Below are 16,815 nucleotides of genomic sequence, written 5' to 3'. Positions count from 1 at the left end.
CTTATATATGATTGACCGTTAGGGAAGGTGTGGAAGCATTAGTAGGGCAGTAAAAACATGGACAGGTGCAATGCCAGTCTCCTGCCTTTTTAACGCGAAGCGGGTCAGCCTCTATTAAAAAGTGCTCAGAGCATAGTTAGCTCTGAGCACTTTTTTCCGTGTTCCGTTCCCCATAGAGTTCCCGTTTTTCATCTATCCATTTGGAACGGCTTTTATATCCAGCAGAGAAACTGCAGTTTTGAAGGAGTATTCTCCAAATTGGAATAATCAATCCATTTATAGGATTGTCTCTTTTCTTCCATCCGCTCCGTTATTTTATCCTCAATCATATGCATCAGTTTAAGAGTATCCTCTATGCTCATGTTGAAATGAGCAGCAGCCTGATGATGCGGTGAATAGCGAGTCAGAAGGCCCATAAACTCTTCCTTTGTGTGACTTTGCCGTGCAAGCTCGTCTTCAGCCCTTACAATATATTGATAGACATCCTTTTCTTTCTCTGGAAGTGACGCAACAATGGTGCGGACGAGAATCTCCATTACGTGTTCATTCATCCAATGCTTCCTCTCCTTACCAGCTGGCTTTTTTAACACCCGGAATCTGGCCTTTATGGGCGAGCTCACGGAAGGCAATCCTCGACATATCGAATTTTCTCATGTATCCCCTTGGCCTTCCTGTCAACTCGCAGCGGTTGTGCAGCCTGGAAGGTGAAGAGTCTCTCGGCAGCTTGCGCAGACCCTCGGTGTCTCCCTTTTCCTTCAGCTCTTTTCTGATCTCTGCATACTTAGCCACCATTGCTTCCCGTTTCTTTTCTTTCACTACTTTTGATTTTTTCGCCATAGCAGATCTTTCCTCCTGTTTTTAAATCGTAATAATTACGTTTTATTATTAAAACATATTCCCTAGATCTTATCAAGCAAAGGAAAGAATCTAAATCGTCATATTGCAGAATGTAAGGGACAATTAAAATTTCAGCCAGCGCAGAAAAAGAAAAACCCCGCAAATGCGGAGTCAATGATGGTGATGGTGTTCTGATTCTGTCTGCTCTTCCTCATGTTCTTCTGCCTGTCCAATTGTAAACGACGCTTTGGGCATAACATGCATGTCTTTAGCTGTCACATGAGTTTGCACATAATATGTACCATCGTGGTCAAACGTTTTATCGATTTTATAAATCCCTTTCCCGTCATGCGGCGCCTTAATCATTTCACTATCTTCTTTTGACCCGGACTCCCAGATTTCAAATTCCACGATGCTCGCATCCTGTACGATATCCCCACCTTGTGTGACCCTTACCTTAAGTTCATGGGATTCTCCTGCTTCCATCTTCTCAGGAATCATAATCTCAGCTTCCACCATTTCAGGAACATCTGACGCTTTGCCTCCCTGACAGCCTGTAAAAAAAATAACGGCCGCCGCAATTACGAAAAAATGAGTTAGCTTCTTCAAGGCCATCACATCCTTATATTCATTTTCTTCTATTATAAAGGACATTGTAAGCGGTTTCTATATCATATAAAAAAAACTGACAGCACGATGCTGTCAGCAGGATTACCCAAATACCTTTTCTAGCTCTTTTTTATCCTGATCCAGCCAGAATTTCATTAAGCGCTTGGCTCCGCTTAAATCATGGAGCTTTGCCTGTCCGCACTGCTTTTCGTTTGCAGCCGGAATCTCTTCTGTATCCATTGCAGCTTTCAGGGTATCCTCAAGCAAATCAATGATTTCTGTAACGGCTGGCTCACCGCTTACCACAAGATAATACCCGGTTTGGCAGCCCATTGGGGAAATGTCAATAATATCGAAGTGGTCATATTTTTCCGCATGATCACGGATATTAAACGCCAGAAGGTGCTCGAGTGTATGGATGGTATCCGGCTTCATTGCCTGTTTATTAGGCTGACAGAAACGGATATCGAATTTATTAACCAAACCGTCCGATCCGACTTTATGAACGCCGCAATGTCTTACATATGGAGCTTTTACGGCATTATGATCAAGCTCAAAACTTTCTACTGAAGGCATTATCTCTCACTCCTCTATGATTTACTGACTATATTGTAACAATTCCGATTAAAGCCATCAACATTATTGGCCTTTTGGCCGAAACAGTTTCTTTTGCTTTTTTATTCGGATTCGCTTAAATTTATTACATATAACAGGAGGGTTCAAAATGAAAAACCTTTTTTTAAGCTTCATCCGTTTTTATCAAAAATTTATCTCCCCGCTCACTCCGCCTTCATGCCGTTTTTATCCTACCTGCTCCAATTATGGATTGGAGGCCATTCAAAAGCATGGAGCCATTAAAGGCAGCTGGATGACCATTATGAGGATTCTGCGCTGCAATCCTATGCATCCTGGCGGGTTTGATCCGGTCCCTGAGAAGAAGCAGAAGCATAGCCATTGATTACTTCATCCAGTTTTCCTGTTCCCGGATCAATAACCAGCCCGTGAACCGGTACACCTTCCGGAAGCAGCGGGTGATTTTTTATCGCTTCTACGCTGTGAGTGACACTGTCCTCTACTTTTTCAAATCCCTTCAGCCATTCCTCCAGGTGTACACCAGAGTATCGCAGCATATCAATTTTCTCTGCTGATACCCCTCTTGCCTCTGCTTTTTCCAAAAATGAACCGGCATCCAGCTTGCTCATTCCGCAGTCATGATGTCCGACTACACAAATTTCATCTGCCCCGAGCTCATAGACGGCAACGAGCAGACTTCTCATGATGCCGCCAAAGGGGTGGGCCACAACTGCACCTGCACTTTTGACGATCTTTACATCACCGTTTTTAAAATTCATCGCTTGAGGAAGCAGTTCGACCAGCCTTGTATCCATACATGTAAGGATGACCATTTTTTTATCCGGAAACTTGCTCGTTTGAAATTCCTTGTATTTTTCTGTTTCAACGAAAGTGTGATTATGCTCTAAAATTTGATCTAAAAGCTTCAAGATTCCCGTCTCCTTTATTTGCAGTTTCTTATAATATAGCATACCCCTTGCATGATATGCCCCTGTGAAGTATGATATTTAATAAATCGTAACGATTACTATTTAAACGCTGGGAGCTATGAATAATGAACTTAATTCCTGTTACAGTCATAAGCGGATATCTTGGTTCAGGGAAGACCACTCTTTTAAAACATATTCTTCAAAACCTTGAAGGCAAAAAGATTGCTGTCATTGTCAATGATATGGCCGAGATCAATATAGACGCCAGTTTGATAAAGAAAGGAGGGTTTACCCGCACGGATGAAAAACTTGTTGAAATGAAGAACGGGTGTATATGCTGTACGCTGAGAGAAGATCTCCTTATTGAAGTAAAAAAGCTGGTACGGGATGGAGAGATCGATTACATTGTAATTGAATCCTCTGGAATTAGCGAGCCTGTTCCCGTGGCCCAGACTTTTTCATATTTTGATGAGGAAACTGGTATTGATCTTTCAGAGGATTGCAGGCTGGATACGATGGTAACCGTTGTAGACGGAAGCCGTTTTTGGGATGACTATGCATCAGGAGAAAGCCTGCTTGACCGGGAGCAAGGCACGGATGAATCAGATGACAGAGAGATAATTGATCTTTTGATTGACCAGATGGAATTTGCAAATGTCGTAATATTGAATAAGACGGATCAGTTAGGAAAAGAAGAGCAAATGGAACTATCCAGTCTTTTGCAAAAATTGAATCCCGGAGCCAAAGTTATTCCTTCCAGCTTTAGCCGTGTACCGCTTTCTGAAGTAATAGACACCGGACGATTCCATTTTGAAGAAGCCAGCCAGCAAGCTGGCTGGATAAAGGAATTGAACGGGGATCATACCCCGGAAACCGAGGAATATGGCATTTCCTCAATGGTTTACAGAAGAAATAAGCCTTTTCATCCAACAAGGCTGATGAACTGGCTTGAAGAATGGCCTGTTGAAATCGTAAGAGCGAAGGGTTTTTTCTGGCTTGCTTCACGCAATACAACGGCTGGGCTGCTATCCCAGGCAGGAAAATCTCTTATGATCCAGGGAGCAGGAGAATGGGTTGCAGAATATCCAGAGGAAGAAAAACAGCAGGTCCTGAATGAGGATCCAGCGCTTTTTAACAGATGGGATGAGAATTTTGGAGATCGATTGACCGAATTAGTATTTATCGGAATTAAAATGAACCCGGAAAAATTGGCTAAAACACTGGACACATGTCTTTTGACAGAGAAGGAAATGCACTCCGATTGGACAAAATTTGATGATCCTTTACCCGAGTTTATTACAGAGGGCTGATTTTCCCAAAAGGGTAGTATAAACTATCTTTTAAAAGCAAGTGCATTCCTTTTTTTAGTCATTTAAGGGATCTCTGGCAATTCATGAAAAATTAACAGTTCTCAAATCGTAATCTTTACGATATAATGACTGAAGATGATAACCTGAGAGGAGAAAACAATGAAAAAGTTAGCTTTTGCCTTAAGTTTGATGCTTGCTGGAGCAGCATTCCTCGCTGGATGCTCAGCCGGAGAAGATTCAACTCAAGGAAGTAATGATAAATTGAAAGTCTTCACAACAATCTTCCCGATTGAGGATTTCACAAAGAAAATCGGCGGTGATTTGGTAGAAGTGGAAAGTGTCTATCCACCGAATGCTGACGCTCATTCCTTTGAACCAACGACAAAAACAATGGTTAAAATTGCTGAAAGTGATGCATTTATTTATACAGGTGCAGGAATTGAAGGATTTGCTGATAAAGCAGCCGAAACGTTAAAAAATGAAAACACCGAAATCGTAAAAGCAGCAGAAGGCATCAGCCTTATTGAGGCAAAATCCCATTCCCATGAGGAAGAAGCCCATACTGAAGAGGAGCATAGCCACGAAGAAGAAGCTCATTCCGAAGAGGGCCACAGCCACGAAGAAGAAGCTCATTCTGAAGAGGGCCATAGCCATGAAGAAGAAGCTCATTCTGAAGAGGGCCATAGCCATGGTGACCAGGATCCCCATTTATGGCTTGATCCTAGGCGTTCCATTGAAATGGGAGAAACCATCAAAGATGCTCTTATTAAAAAAGACCCTGAACATAAAGAGACGTATGAGAAAAACTTCGCTTCTCTAAAATCTGAATTAGAAAAGCTGGATAAGGAATTTCAAACCACTCTAGCCGATACGGCAAAAAAAGAAATTCTTGTTTCTCATGCAGCTTACGGGTACTGGCAGGATCGATACGATATTGAACAAATAAGCGTAATGGGCCTTTCCCCTACACAGGAACCGTCCCAAAAACAAATCAGCACCATTATTGAAGAAGCTAAAGCACACAACATCCAGCATGTAATTTTCGAAAATAACGTCAGCAGCAAAATCTCTAAAATCGTACAGAACGAAATCGGAGCCGAACCTCTGACAATCAGCAATCTTGAATCCATTACAGATAAAGACAAGAAAAACAATGAGGATTATTTCAGCTTAATGAGGAAAAATCTGGACACTCTGAAAACTGCCCTTCAATAGTGAAAAACGCCGATTCCCGGCGTTTTTTTATTGGTAAACATTGGCCATTGGGGCTATCGTCTCAATATTTCTGCGGTTCACCGCAATTCCGCATATGGCTCTCCCTTGCAAGATGTCGAAAAAAATGATTGGTTTTATTAGGTTGGATAGGGCTATTACCATTTGCCGATTTGTGCTAATCCCTTCTATTACAACTATTTCATACACAATTATTATTCTAGTAAATTTTAGCGTTGGTATAGTCCGGAGTATAAATGAGAAGGATTATCGCTGCAACCGCCCTGTTAGCCCCATTAATCTTAGTTAAAATTTCGTTATTTTCCCACTTCAAAATTTTACCTATGTTAGGTGATCTTCCGTTTGCATCGTATTTCCTAGTAATTATTGCTTTATATGAGTCACAGTGATCATTTTGAATTTTTAGAAAATTTTTCAATGTATTTTCTCTCAAATGGTGCTACGATTCTATTTGTAATACTCAATTTTATATTTTGAGAGGGGAATTCATTTGAACAAAAAGTTTGCTGCAATAGTGATTGGTACCGCTTTAACATTCAGCTCCGCTTTGCCTTCCGCCTCTGCACAATCCGCCCCAAAGGAAAAGGCACTTCAGGAAAAAGCACAGCTCGTTCAGCAGCAATGGTTAAAAGACAAAGGAAGTCCTTCCTTCAGCTCTGGAAAATTGTCAGCTGCCAAGGTTACAAAAGAAGCAGAAGCCAGAAACTTTCTTAAGCAGCATAAAGCAGGAATAATCGATCCTGCCAATGAACTGACTCTTGTAAGCAGCGAAACAGATGAGCTGGGAATGACTCATTATAAGTATGTCCAATCTGTAAATGGTGTGCCTGTTGATGGGGCTGTTTATATTGTTCATGCTGACAAGAACGGCAACGTCGTTGCTGCCAATGGTTCCCTTCACGAAAATATTAAAGCTCAAGTTAAATCAACTAAAGCAAAGATTTCAACCAGCAAAGCCATTCAGCTGGCTTGGAAGTCTGTAAAACTCGAAAAAAAGGATACAGAGATTGCTGGACAGAAAATACAGCCTGGACCTGTAAAGAAAAAAAGCGCTGAAAACACAGTGGAAAAAAGCGAGCTCCTCCTTTACAAAAAGAACGGACATTTTCACTTAGCCCACAAAGTACAGCTTCAGTTCATTAAGCCTTACGGAGCGAACTGGCAAATCTATGTGGATGCTAAAACCGGAAAGGTCATTGATTCCTATAACGCGGTCACAGATGCTGCTACGACCGGAACAGGAACGGGAGTGCTCGGAGACTCAAAGTCGCTGAAAACTTATTTCTCCAACAATACGTACTATCTTTATGACACAACGAAGACAGCACTTGTCGAAACGTTTACTGCAAATAACGGCTCCAGTCTTCCCGGCTACTATTCAGTAGACAGCAATAACGCGTTTACGGCTACCAACCAGCGAGCTGATGTCGACGCCCACTTCTATGCCGGAAAAACCTTCGACTATTATAAAAACACTCATGGCCGCAACAGTTATGATAATGCAGGAGGAACCATTCGTTCTACCGTTCACTACGGAAACCGCTATAACAACGCATTCTGGAATGGCTCCCAAATGGTATATGGAGATGGAGATGGAACAACTTTCCGTGCTCTGTCCGGAGCACTTGATGTGGTAGCCCATGAACTTACTCATGCTGTAACAGAGAGAACGGCGAACCTGCAGTATCAGAATCAATCAGGGGCACTGAACGAATCCATGTCTGATGTGTTCGGCTATTTCCTGGATCCTGACTTCCTTCTCGGAGAAGATGTTTATACTCCTAATCGAAGCGGAGACGCACTGCGCAGCCTGTCTAATCCTGAAGCATACGGCCAGCCAAGCCACTTCAGTGATTATGTCTACACTTCTTCTGATAACGGGGGCGTTCATACAAACAGCGGCATTCCGAACAAAGCATTTTACTACACCGTTCAATCCATTGGAAAATCGGCATCTGAGAAAATTTACTACCGTGCTCTGACGAGATACCTTACCCCGACAAGCAGCTTCAGCGCTGCCCGTGCAGCTCTCCTGCAATCAGCGGCTGATTTGTACGGCAGCGGCAGCAGCACATACAACAGTGTCGCAAGCGCATGGAGCCAGGTGGGAGTAAACTAATAATCAAAAAGCACACTTCCTGTTCGGGAAGTGTGCTTTTGATTACTGTGAGCCTCTTACTCTGCTTCACTCTTCATATTGTATTTCTTCCTGAAGCGCTCAGCCCGGCCGCCTTTATCTGCAAACTTCTGTCTGCCCGTATAGAACGGATGGGTATCTGCGGTCGTTTCCATTTTAATCAAAGGGTAGATGTTGCCATCCTCCCATTCGACTGTTTCGCTGGAGCCTTTTGTTGAACCGCTCAAAAATTTAAATCCGCTATTAACGTCCATATAGACGACTTTTTGATAATTTGGATGGATATTGGGTTTCATTTAGCATTCTCCTTTCAAGGCAAAACGTAACGTTTACGATTTAAATTATATCAAAGACGCTTATGGCTGTCAATTTTGCAGGCTCATCTGCTCAGGTGCTTCATACCTGAGGTCCTTGGTTAATAGCTACTGATCTTTATATGCAGCAGGATAATCATCTTGAAGCATGAAGCATAGTGAATGAATAGGAAAGACATGAGACCTTTACAGAAACCAGGCAGCCCTAATTTTAATTTTTTTTTGAGAGCATTTGATGATAAATTACCAATACATTTTAAAAAAAGCATCGGGCTTTTGCCGGATGCTTTTTTATTATCCTATTTTTTCTTTCTCATGCTGATTGCAATTACAATCACGGCAAGAACAAGGATACCTCCTATAATTGGCAGCAGGAAGGAGGACTGACCTTGTTCATTATCAGAAGAAGTTTCCTTCTCGGTGCTTTCTCCTTTCTGCAGCTCCTCGTCATCAGGTGGGGCTGTCTCTTCCTTCGGTTCTTTCTCCTCAGGGGTTTGTTCTCTTTCTTCGTCAGCAGCTTCCTCTCTTTGTACAGTAAAACTCAACGAGTCTTTTATGACATGAGTATCTGCACCAACGATATCCCAATTCACGCTATAGGAACCATTCTCCAGATTCTCAGGTACAGTTCCGCTTAGTGTATCCCCCTCAATACTGATATTCTCCACAGGGATGTCCTTCTCACCTTCATAAAGAAATGTAAATGTACTTGATTCTTCAATTTCCGTATTAAATTTAAGGGTTATTTCAGAAAGCGGGCCTGTAACGGTCTCCCCTGCTTTTGGGGATGAACTCTCAAGCTTCGAATGGGCGCTTGCCTGCTGATTATTTACCATCAGCGCAATTAGTAATAGCATTATTATTTTTTTCAATGTAAGCATCTCCTTTTGTAATTTGCCAGGATGTCAGTTAACTAAGCATGTAATCGTTTATTCCCTTTTAATGATAAACCGTTCGATTTGAAAAACAGCAGGAATGAATATTCCCACTAGCGGCAGAATGATACTTGCCCAGACAATTCATACTGTGATACCTAAGCTGTACTTAAGCTGTAACGGAAAAACCTTACATAGTCTATCAGCAGACTTTCCCAGCTCAGGAAATATCCACTTTACCATTTGCTTTTGAATGGTGATGCTTATGATTTTCATGTGAATCCTTTGCATCCGAGCAAGCTGCTGCTGTTAATAGCAGGAGGATGCAAAAAGCCCCAAGAACTGTTCTGTTCATTCGCCGTCCTCCTTTAAAAGAGCTTATGGGTAAACTGCTTATCCGACTCCCATTATAGACAAGCTGTCCATAGCAGCAATGACTCTAAAGAGTGATTATTTTGAAGTTAACCGCTAAATCTTGAACAAAATGATAAAATATAAGTATCTTTGCGGAAAAAGGTGAGAATTTGACTTATAAACAAATTAAGTGGCTGATTCTTATTCTTCCAACCGTCACCATCGGCTTATGGGAGTATATCAGACATGCATTTCTGCTGCCCTATCTATCAATGGACATGGGAAATATTCTTACTCCCGTTATTGTGTTTGCCATTACTATAATCTTTTTATTAAAGCTATTTTCAATGCTTGAAGGGATTCAGGAAGAGTTAAAGTTTGAAAAAGCAAGGAAAGCCGCACTCATCGAGAGGGAAAACCTGGCGAGAGAGCTGCACGATGGCGTAGCCCAGTCCTTATTTTTACTTTCAGTCAAACTAAATAAAGCAGGCAAAAAATCATCTGTTGAAACGAACCCTGAGTTCCTCGAAGCGAAACAGACATTAAAAAAAATATATGAGGACACCCGGCAAGCCATTGAAAATCTTAAACAGCTTCCAGACCCCGATATGTTCAGCTGGAAAGAAACCATTCACCTTTATTTGTCGGAGCTCGAAAAAAACCAATCCATGAAAGTCCATTTCAAGTGGGGGATTTCAGACGATACGCTTTCAGCCAAAGAAAAGATCGAATTGTTTGCTTGTATTAAAGAAGCCGTTACAAACGTAATCAAACATGCGGAAACAAGTGAGGTTTGGATAAATGGCTCGGAATCCGCAGGCGGATGGACTTGTGTAATCCGGGATAACGGCATTGGACCTCAACAGGATATCAATACCGCTAAAGGATATGGACTGCAGATTATTGAAAGCCGAGCCAGGGAAATGAATTGGGTCTTTTCCATCGATCGAATCAATGAGGAAACTTTATTTAAGCTAAAGAAGGTGAACTAGCCAATGCAGCCCTTTCGAATATTGGTTGTAGACGACCACAGTCATGCTAGAGAAGGAATTCGGATTATATTAGAGGAATACAGCGATTTTGTTATTGTTGGAGAAGCGCAAAACGGTAAAGAAGCTATTGCTCTTACGGAAGAATTAATGCCCGATATTATTCTCATGGATATCCAAATGCCTGAGATGGATGGCCTTGAGGCAACAAAGCGGATAAAAATAAAATTCCCTTATGTCAAAATTGTCATGATCACCGTTTCAGATGATGTAACCGACTTATTTGATGCCTTAAAACAGGGAGCTCAGGGATACTTGTTAAAAAACATACAATCCCAGGATTGGTATGAATATCTTAGAGCGTTTGCACTGGATGAAGTGCCGATGTCCAAAGAAATTGCTTTTCGGATCCTAAAGGAATTCCCACAGTCAGAACCCGAGATGAACCAGCATCTCACTCCATTGTCTTCTAGAGAATTAGAGGTGCTTCAGCTGGTAGCTAAAGGTATGTCCAATAAAGACGTATCCGAAGCATTATTTATTTCAGAGCATACGGTTAAAAGCCACCTCAAAAATATACTAGGGAAACTTCATTTGGAAAACAGAGTTCAGTTAGCGAACTATGCATTCCAGCGGGGATTGATCCGTTAAAAAAATTAGCATCCGGTTATACCGGGTGCTTTTTATTTTTCTCCACTTTAGATATCGGCCTAACCCTTTGCCGTTTTTCAGCAGATTCTGCCCGTTCCGGATTTCAAAACTTTTTAAGGAATAACGTTTGGTAAAAAGCGGATAATAAGGAAAGGAAATTAGAAGGAAAGGCGGATTTTTTCATGACGGATTTAGTGTTTGCCAGATCCCTTTTCGGTACAACGATGGGATTTCACATTATCTTTGCTACGCTTGGTGTCGGACTCCCATTAATGATCCTGTTTGCTGAGATTATGTTTCAGCGAACAAAAGACATTGATTATTCCATTATGGCTAAGCGGTGGACAAAGGGTCAGGCAGTGCTGCTTGGAGTGGCGATTCCTACCGGGACCATTGCCGGTGTTCAGCTCTCTCTTTTATGGCCTGGATTTATGGAGGTCATCGGCAAGGTCATGTCCCTTCCATTTCAGATTGAGATTTATGCTTTTTTTATTGAAGCACTGTTTATGTCGATTTATGTATATGCCTACGATAAAATTGGCCCTAAAACCAGAATATTAAGTGTGTTTTTTATCTTTCTTGGCGCTACCGCCTCAGCGGTCCTGATTACAAATGTCCACGCATTTGAAGGAACACCGGCTGGCTTTCGGATTCAAAACGGTGAGATTGTCGATGTCGATCCGTGGGCTGCTTTTTTTAATCCAAGCTTTCTCGTCTCGGCTGCCCACGTTGCTTTTTCGGCATTCATGACCGGAGCCTTTATGATCACAACGATTGCTGCATTTAAGATGCTGAAAAACCGGAAAAACGACCGGTTGTTTGCGTTTCACCGCAAAGCCTTTATCATGAGCCTGCTGATTGGTCTTATTACTTCCTTTTTGACGGCCATTAACGGCCATGAATCAGCTCAAATGCTCCACGAGTATCAGCCTGAAAAGCTGGCAGCAGCGGAAGGGCTGTTTGAAACCCAAAAGTATGCCGGCCTGACCATCGGAGGCTTTACGGACCGGGAAACACAGGAAGTTAAATATGGGATAGAGATCCCGTGGGCCCTCAGTTTCCTCTCGGGCAACAGCTTTGACACTGAGGTAAAGGGGTTAAATGATTTTCCTGAGGATTATTGGCCGCCGCTTTTCGTCCACACGCTTTTCAACGCCATGGTTTTGATTGGAAGTGCCTTAATCGGAGTCTCCCTTTTCGGGCTGGTGTGGAAACGATTTGTCAAAAAACCTTTTCCTAAATGGTTTTTATGGATATGTGTTCCGGCCGGGCCTCTATCTCTCCTCTCGATTGAATTCGGATGGATATTTGCCTGTACAGGCCGTCAGCCTTGGGTCATCTACCGCCTTCTGCGAACATCAGAGGTCGTGACAAAATCCGGACAAATTGGAACGCTGTTTTTCGCATTTACGATTGTATATGCCATATTAGGCGCTGCTGTTCTTCTTGTCCTGCTTTACTACTTTAAGCGGAATCCTGTTGAAAAGGATCTGGAGGCCGCAGCCCGGGGAGATTCTGATAAAGGAAATGGTGTAGATGTTTACTGAGGTGCTTATACAAGGAGGCTGCACATAAATGGGCGTATCCGCTGATGCTTTGCTCGCAATAACCGTCTTATGGGGGTTTATCTTTATCTACGCGGTCATGGGGACCATGGATTTCGGTGCTGGATTTTGGTCTATGATTTATCTGAATCAGTCCAAAACAAAAGCGACCAATATTGCAAACCGATATTTAAGCCCGACTTGGGAAGTAACGAATGTATTTATCGTAGCAATCGTTGTAGCGGTATTCAGCTTTTTCCCCGGAGCAGCATTTATTTTAGGGACTGTTCTTTTAATTCCGGGAAGCCTGATCCTGCTGCTTTTGGCCATTCGAAGCGGTTTCCTCGTCTTTTCGCATATAGCAAAGGATTACGAACGGGCTCTTACCTATATTTCAGGTATTTCTGGTTTTATCATACCGGCTTTGCTGATTTCCATCCTCCCGATTACCCACGGGAAATACATTAAAGTAGTGGACGGAGCCCATCAGCTTCAGCTTGGAACCGTTTTGACAAGCCCAAATGTACTTGCGTTTATCGGCTTTGCGATCAGCAGTACATTGTTTCTTTCATCCCTGTTGCTTGCTGATTATTCCAGGAACCTTGCAGGAGAGGAAAAAGCCTATGAGGTATACAGAAGAGATGCATTGATTACCGGACCCATCTCACTTGTTATGGCCTTCCTGATCATGGTGACTCTCCGCACAGAAGCCAGCTGGATTTATACAAATATGATGGAATACATGCCTGCACTGATAGGTTCTGTCGTCATGTTTTTAGTTGCGGGAGCTGCCCTTTTTATCCCCGCCAAAAACCGGCATACACTCGGCAGACCCCGGGTGGCCATGGTAGCTGTCCTCCTTCAGTATTTTCTTGCCAGCTATGCCTATGGCAACGCGCATCTGCCTTATATGATCTATCCGGATATTACATTGGATGCCGGATTTACACACCCTAACACATTTCGGGCGTTGTTTATAAGTTACATTGTGGGATTTGCCATTCTCTTTCCAGGTTTTATCTTCTTTTGGAATCTTTTCATGAAAAACCCTAAAACAGCCAATAAAAATGAATCATGAAACCAAGTATGAAGTGACAGAGCCCAGTTAAAAATAAAAAGAAACCGAAGGAGGAATCAAAATGGCGGATCAGAAAGTACAATGTGAAGTAAACAACTGCACGTATTGGGGCCAGGGGAACAACTGTACAGCTGATGCTATATACGTGGTGAGCCACACAGGCAAGCATGCAAGCAGAAGCGAAGAGACCGACTGCAAAACCTTTAAGCCGCAGAGTCTTTAATTAAGAAAAGACTTGAAATTGAAAACCCCCGGCGCTCCGGGGGTTTTCATCGTGAAACATCAGGTAGGCTGACAGGCATGCACAAATGTGGAGCGGGCTTAGAACGGACGGATCGAACAAGCTTAACTGGCCAATCGGGGCAAAGCCTTTACACCCCTGCCAGATCCTTTCAGCCATGTTACGCAGCGGCCTTTTTGTTTTTCCCAAGCCTTCTTTGGTTTTGCCTTTTCGTAAGCAGGCCGTGGGAAGGCGAAAAGATAAAGGCAAGGGCAAAGAAGATGCCAGTCATAACAGCCATCGCCCCTGCTATCGAAACGTTCATGGCGAGGGCTGCATAATAGCCGATAATAGCGGAGGCTGCTCCAATCACCGAGCTGATCACCAGCATATTCAATAGCTTTTCCGTCAGCAGGTAGGCCGTGGAAGCCGGTACAATGATCATGGCCACGACAAGGATCGCCCCTACACTGTCAAAGGATGCCACCGTTGTAATCGAGAGCATTCCCATTTGCAGATAATGAATGACCAGGACAGGAATTCCTATGGCAGCCGCCATTTGCGGATCAAACGAAGTGATCTTAAATTCTTTATAGCAAAAGAAAATAATCAGCAGGTTCAGAACAAATACAAAACCAAGCATCCAAACGGCGGAAGGACCGAGATTCATGCCGTTCCATTCAAAGAGGTCCCAGGGAACAAAGGTAATATCCCCCATCAGTGCATGCTGCACATCCAGGTGAACATTGCCGCCGTAAACGGAGAGCAAGATGACCCCAACAGCAAACAGCGAAGTGAACACCACACCAATCGAAGCATCGGATTGCACTCCTTTTCCGTTTAACAGCTGGACAAGAAACGCAGTAAGCAGCCCAACAATTGCTGCTCCTATAAGCATAGCAGGGCCATCAATAAATCCTGTTACAAAATACGCGCCCACGATTCCAAGCAGCACGGTATGGCTGATGGCATCAGCAAGCATTGCCATTTTACGCAAAACAAGAAAACAGCCGATCATCGAACAGGTGATTCCAACAAGAGACCCCGTTATCAAGATCCAGGCTTCATAGCTCATTGAACAAGACCTCCCTGCTTCGCATGGACTCGAGCCTTACCTGGCAATAAAGATGGCATACGCTTATGTTTGTTTAACAGGATGGATAACCTTGCTTTTAACTCACCGGATAAATCGCCGGCGTCTACATCCTCTTTATTTAACAGCTGGACGTTCGCCAGTTCCATTTCATGCATTAAATACATCTCATACATGCGCTGGTTTAATACTAAATCATAGGCTACACCGAGTCCCTGCTCAGTCAGCTTCCATGCATCCCCCTGCTGTATAACCCATTCTTTCTTTTCGAAATCGTTTAAGACGGCTTCAAGCAGGCCAGAAGAAACCGGCCGTTTTTTTACCAGGTCCTCCTTGGTAAACTGAGCTTCCTTATTGCTTAATTCAGCTTTTTCCATTAAATCATACAAGGATAATAGAACGTGCTCCATGGCTGTCGCCTTTCTTACCTTAAGCTTTTTGTAAAGAATAGAAATCAATCCGCGCTTTGGAGCGAAAATTAGAGAAACAAGGAACAGGAAGGTTGCCGCCATAATAATAAGCGGTCCAGTTGGCATCCCTTCCGTTATCGTGCTCAAAAATGTTCCGGCAATGCCTGAGATACCTCCAATAACACCGGACAAGACCGTCATAACATGCAGTTTTTCGGTCCAATACCGTGCAGCTATAGAAGGGGTAATCAGCATGGCTGCCATCAGCACGACGCCCACCGTCTGCAAGCCAATCACGACCGCACTTACAATCAGGGTCATTAAGAGCCCATTTAGAAAAGAGACCGGCAGACCCGCGCCTTTAGCAAATTGCGGATCGAACGTAAGCAGTTTAAATTCTTTAAAGAATAGAAACGTCAAAAGGAGAAGGGTAGCAGAAGCAATGGAAATCAGCCGGACGTCTTCTCCAACCATCGATGCAGCCTGCCCGAAAATAAAGTCATCAAGACCGCTCTGGCTCCCGGATGACCCTTGCTGAATATACGTAAGAAGCACAATTCCGAAGCCGAAAAATACAGAAAGCACAAGACCCAATGCAGAGTCTTCCTTGATTCTGGAGTGACGTACGATCGTCTGGATCATCCAGGTAGCAATCAGGCCGGCAATGGCTGCACCAGCCAGGAACCAAAGCAGAGACTTTTGGCCATAGAGAAGAAAGGCAATGCATACACCCGGGAGAGCAGCATGAGCCATTGCATCCCCTATTAAGCTCTGTTTACGCAATAGAGCGAAGCTTCCGAGTACACCGCTTGCCGTTCCAAGCAGAAGCGTCCCGAAAAGTACCCATTGTGTATTCGGGTCCTGAAGCTGATAAAGCAATTCATTCAACATGCTCAGCACCCCTGACTTCATGAACTGCTGCAGGAGCGGATTTATCCTTTAAAAAAGCAAGTCGTCCGCCATACGTTTTTTGCAGATTCTCTACCGTAAACGTTTTATCAGTCGGACCATATGCGATCTTTCTCATATTGAGCAGCAGCACCCAGTCAAAATACTCATCCACCGTCTGCAAGTCATGATGGACGACAAGTACCGTTTTCCCTCTGTTTTTCAAGTCGTTCAGCAGAGCAATGATGGCTTTCTCAGTTGCTGCATCAACACCGACAAACGGTTCATCCATAAAGTACACATCTGCATCCTGCGCAAGAGCCCTGGCCAGGAATACACGCTGCTGCTGCCCCCCGGATAACTGGCTGATCTGTCTGTCTGCATAATCAAGCATGCCTACTTTATCCAGGCTTTCTTTTGCAAGATCTACATCCTTCTTTCCAGGCCGTTTAAACCATCCGACATGACCATACCGCCCCATCAGTACCACATCCAGAGCATTCGTCGGGAAATCCCAATCCACCGAACCTCTTTGCGGGACATATCCTACAAGCTTCCGCTGCTTGCTGTATTCTTTTCCATAAATTTCAACCTGTCCGGACGCAGCCGGAATCAATCCTAAGATCGCTTTAATCAATGTTGATTTTCCAGCCCCATTCGGCCCGATAATTCCAATTAGTTTTCCTTTTGGCACTTCAAAGGACACTTCCTGAAGAACAGGTTTTTTATGATATGCGACTGTCAAATTTTCAATTTTAACCGGATTCAACT

The 16,815-nt window shown here is 43.4% G+C and carries 20 protein-coding genes; 9 read left to right on the top strand and 11 right to left on the bottom strand.

All coding sequences use genetic code 11. The annotated features are described in order from the left end of the window. Nucleotides 1-212 precede the first annotated feature (212 nt). The 4 genes from ACQCV8_RS04765 to ACQCV8_RS04750 all read right to left on the bottom strand — a co-directional run bounded on the left by ACQCV8_RS04765 (nucleotide 213) and on the right by ACQCV8_RS04750 (nucleotide 2,022). Nucleotides 213-551, bottom strand: a complete 339-nt coding sequence (locus ACQCV8_RS04765; RefSeq protein ID WP_426843415.1) for a hypothetical protein — start codon at nucleotides 549-551, stop codon at nucleotides 213-215. 16 nt (nucleotides 552-567) lie between these two features. Next, entirely contained in the window at nucleotides 568-837 is a 270-nt protein-coding gene (rpsN, locus tag ACQCV8_RS04760; RefSeq protein WP_426843414.1) for a 30S ribosomal protein S14, read from the bottom strand. Between the two features lie 171 nt (nucleotides 838-1,008). Beyond that, a complete protein-coding gene (locus tag ACQCV8_RS04755) occupies nucleotides 1,009-1,446 on the bottom strand; it encodes a FixH family protein (protein WP_426843413.1) in 438 nt (145 codons plus the stop codon). A 102-nt stretch (nucleotides 1,447-1,548) separates the two neighbouring features. Further along, nucleotides 1,549-2,022 (bottom strand): S-ribosylhomocysteine lyase, encoded by a 474-nt coding sequence (locus ACQCV8_RS04750; protein ID WP_426843412.1) that lies wholly within the window; start codon nucleotides 2,020-2,022, stop codon nucleotides 1,549-1,551. A gap of 148 nt (nucleotides 2,023-2,170) precedes the next feature. Here ACQCV8_RS04750 and yidD point away from each other — a divergent pair, with 148 nt between their 5' ends. Continuing rightward, entirely contained in the window at nucleotides 2,171-2,404 is a 234-nt protein-coding gene (gene yidD / locus ACQCV8_RS04745) for a membrane protein insertion efficiency factor YidD (protein WP_426843411.1), read from the top strand. On the opposite strand, the gene ACQCV8_RS04740 is transcribed toward yidD, so the two are convergent. Further along, nucleotides 2,346-2,948 (bottom strand): beta-class carbonic anhydrase, encoded by a 603-nt coding sequence (locus tag ACQCV8_RS04740; protein WP_426843410.1) that lies wholly within the window; start codon nucleotides 2,946-2,948, stop codon nucleotides 2,346-2,348. The two genes, yidD and ACQCV8_RS04740, sit on opposite strands and share 59 nt — an antisense overlap. A 125-nt stretch (nucleotides 2,949-3,073) precedes the next feature. Between ACQCV8_RS04740 and ACQCV8_RS04735 the strand changes: the two genes are divergently transcribed. The 3 genes from ACQCV8_RS04735 (at nucleotide 3,074) to ACQCV8_RS04725 (ending at nucleotide 7,610) form a co-directional block, all read left to right on the top strand. Further along, entirely contained in the window at nucleotides 3,074-4,258 is a 1,185-nt protein-coding gene (locus ACQCV8_RS04735; protein ID WP_426843409.1) for a GTP-binding protein, read from the top strand. Between the two features lie 159 nt (nucleotides 4,259-4,417). Further along, nucleotides 4,418-5,473: a metal ABC transporter solute-binding protein, Zn/Mn family gene (locus tag ACQCV8_RS04730; RefSeq protein ID WP_426843408.1), complete on the top strand. Its 1,056-nt coding sequence runs from the start codon at nucleotides 4,418-4,420 to the stop codon at nucleotides 5,471-5,473. A gap of 508 nt (nucleotides 5,474-5,981) precedes the next feature. After that, nucleotides 5,982-7,610 carry a M4 family metallopeptidase gene (locus ACQCV8_RS04725; RefSeq protein ID WP_426843407.1) on the top strand — a complete coding sequence of 543 codons (1,629 nt, stop codon included), beginning with the start codon at nucleotides 5,982-5,984 and terminating at the stop codon, nucleotides 7,608-7,610. Between the two features lie 56 nt (nucleotides 7,611-7,666). Here the strand turns inward: ACQCV8_RS04725 and ACQCV8_RS04720 are convergent, their stop codons facing one another. From ACQCV8_RS04720 to ACQCV8_RS04710, 3 genes are all read right to left on the bottom strand, one after another. Continuing rightward, nucleotides 7,667-7,924, bottom strand: a complete 258-nt coding sequence (locus ACQCV8_RS04720) for a type B 50S ribosomal protein L31 (protein WP_426843406.1) — start codon at nucleotides 7,922-7,924, stop codon at nucleotides 7,667-7,669. Nucleotides 7,925-8,241: 317 nt separating this feature from the next. Continuing rightward, a complete protein-coding gene (locus ACQCV8_RS04715) occupies nucleotides 8,242-8,814 on the bottom strand; it encodes a copper resistance CopC family protein (protein ID WP_426843405.1) in 573 nt (190 codons plus the stop codon). Between the two features lie 223 nt (nucleotides 8,815-9,037). Continuing rightward, complete coding sequence (locus ACQCV8_RS04710; RefSeq protein WP_426843404.1) at nucleotides 9,038-9,172, bottom strand: hypothetical protein; 135 nt, start codon at nucleotides 9,170-9,172, stop codon at nucleotides 9,038-9,040. A 169-nt stretch (nucleotides 9,173-9,341) separates the two neighbouring features. Between ACQCV8_RS04710 and ACQCV8_RS04705 the strand changes: the two genes are divergently transcribed. The 5 genes from ACQCV8_RS04705 (at nucleotide 9,342) to ACQCV8_RS04685 (ending at nucleotide 13,656) form a co-directional block, all read left to right on the top strand. After that, a complete protein-coding gene (locus ACQCV8_RS04705) occupies nucleotides 9,342-10,163 on the top strand; it encodes a sensor histidine kinase (RefSeq protein WP_426843403.1) in 822 nt (273 codons plus the stop codon). Nucleotides 10,164-10,166: 3 nt separating this feature from the next. Then, on the top strand, nucleotides 10,167-10,811 hold the full coding sequence (locus ACQCV8_RS04700; protein ID WP_426843402.1) for a response regulator: 645 nt from the start codon (nucleotides 10,167-10,169) through the stop codon (nucleotides 10,809-10,811). 182 nt (nucleotides 10,812-10,993) lie between these two features. After that, the gene (locus ACQCV8_RS04695) at nucleotides 10,994-12,358 is read left to right on the top strand and encodes a cytochrome ubiquinol oxidase subunit I (protein WP_426843401.1); all 1,365 of its coding nucleotides are present in this window, start codon (nucleotides 10,994-10,996) and stop codon (nucleotides 12,356-12,358) included. Between the two features lie 28 nt (nucleotides 12,359-12,386). Next, on the top strand, nucleotides 12,387-13,433 hold the full coding sequence (locus tag ACQCV8_RS04690) for a cytochrome d ubiquinol oxidase subunit II (protein WP_426843400.1): 1,047 nt from the start codon (nucleotides 12,387-12,389) through the stop codon (nucleotides 13,431-13,433). Nucleotides 13,434-13,494: 61 nt separating this feature from the next. Then, a complete protein-coding gene (locus ACQCV8_RS04685; RefSeq protein WP_426843399.1) occupies nucleotides 13,495-13,656 on the top strand; it encodes a DUF1540 domain-containing protein in 162 nt (53 codons plus the stop codon). Between the two features lie 178 nt (nucleotides 13,657-13,834). On the opposite strand, the gene ACQCV8_RS04680 is transcribed toward ACQCV8_RS04685, so the two are convergent. The 3 genes from ACQCV8_RS04680 to ACQCV8_RS04670 are packed head-to-tail and all read right to left on the bottom strand — an operon-like array spanning nucleotide 13,835 to nucleotide 16,813. Further along, nucleotides 13,835-14,728, bottom strand: a complete 894-nt coding sequence (locus ACQCV8_RS04680) for a metal ABC transporter permease (RefSeq protein ID WP_426843398.1) — start codon at nucleotides 14,726-14,728, stop codon at nucleotides 13,835-13,837. Further along, a complete protein-coding gene (locus ACQCV8_RS04675; RefSeq protein ID WP_426843397.1) occupies nucleotides 14,725-16,047 on the bottom strand; it encodes an iron chelate uptake ABC transporter family permease subunit in 1,323 nt (440 codons plus the stop codon). The genes ACQCV8_RS04680 and ACQCV8_RS04675 overlap by 4 nt, the downstream gene beginning before the upstream one ends. After that, complete coding sequence (locus tag ACQCV8_RS04670) at nucleotides 16,037-16,813, bottom strand: metal ABC transporter ATP-binding protein (protein WP_426843396.1); 777 nt, start codon at nucleotides 16,811-16,813, stop codon at nucleotides 16,037-16,039. Before ACQCV8_RS04670 ends, ACQCV8_RS04675 begins: the two co-directional genes overlap by 11 nt. Nucleotides 16,814-16,815: the final 2 nt, after the last annotated feature.

It is taken from the genome of Metabacillus sp. 84 (genome assembly GCF_050107715.1).
In the GTDB taxonomy this organism is placed as follows: domain Bacteria; phylum Bacillota; class Bacilli; order Bacillales; family Bacillaceae; genus Metabacillus_B.
Note: the sequence above shows the minus strand (reverse complement) of the source record. Positions and strands in the feature narration are given on the sequence as shown.

Excerpts from the sequence above, each read along its gene's own strand:
- ACQCV8_RS04765 (WP_426843415.1), bottom strand. The coding sequence starts at position 551 with ATGAATGAACACGTAATGGAGATTCTCGTCCGCACCATTGTTGCGTCA.
- rpsN (WP_426843414.1), bottom strand. The coding sequence starts at position 837 with ATGGCGAAAAAATCAAAAGTAGTGAAAGAAAAGAAACGGGAAGCAATG.
- ACQCV8_RS04750 (WP_426843412.1), bottom strand. The coding sequence starts at position 2,022 with ATGCCTTCAGTAGAAAGTTTTGAGCTTGATCATAATGCCGTAAAAGCT.
- yidD (WP_426843411.1), top strand. The coding sequence starts at position 2,171 with ATGAAAAACCTTTTTTTAAGCTTCATCCGTTTTTATCAAAAATTTATC.
- ACQCV8_RS04735 (WP_426843409.1), top strand. The coding sequence starts at position 3,074 with ATGAACTTAATTCCTGTTACAGTCATAAGCGGATATCTTGGTTCAGGG.
- ACQCV8_RS04730 (WP_426843408.1), top strand. The coding sequence starts at position 4,418 with ATGAAAAAGTTAGCTTTTGCCTTAAGTTTGATGCTTGCTGGAGCAGCA.
- ACQCV8_RS04720 (WP_426843406.1), bottom strand. The coding sequence starts at position 7,924 with ATGAAACCCAATATCCATCCAAATTATCAAAAAGTCGTCTATATGGAC.
- ACQCV8_RS04710 (WP_426843404.1), bottom strand. The coding sequence starts at position 9,172 with ATGAACAGAACAGTTCTTGGGGCTTTTTGCATCCTCCTGCTATTAACA.
- ACQCV8_RS04700 (WP_426843402.1), top strand. The coding sequence starts at position 10,167 with ATGCAGCCCTTTCGAATATTGGTTGTAGACGACCACAGTCATGCTAGA.
- ACQCV8_RS04695 (WP_426843401.1), top strand. The coding sequence starts at position 10,994 with ATGACGGATTTAGTGTTTGCCAGATCCCTTTTCGGTACAACGATGGGA.
- ACQCV8_RS04690 (WP_426843400.1), top strand. The coding sequence starts at position 12,387 with ATGGGCGTATCCGCTGATGCTTTGCTCGCAATAACCGTCTTATGGGGG.
- ACQCV8_RS04685 (WP_426843399.1), top strand. The coding sequence starts at position 13,495 with ATGGCGGATCAGAAAGTACAATGTGAAGTAAACAACTGCACGTATTGG.
- ACQCV8_RS04680 (WP_426843398.1), bottom strand. The coding sequence starts at position 14,728 with ATGAGCTATGAAGCCTGGATCTTGATAACGGGGTCTCTTGTTGGAATC.
- ACQCV8_RS04675 (WP_426843397.1), bottom strand. The coding sequence starts at position 16,047 with ATGTTGAATGAATTGCTTTATCAGCTTCAGGACCCGAATACACAATGG.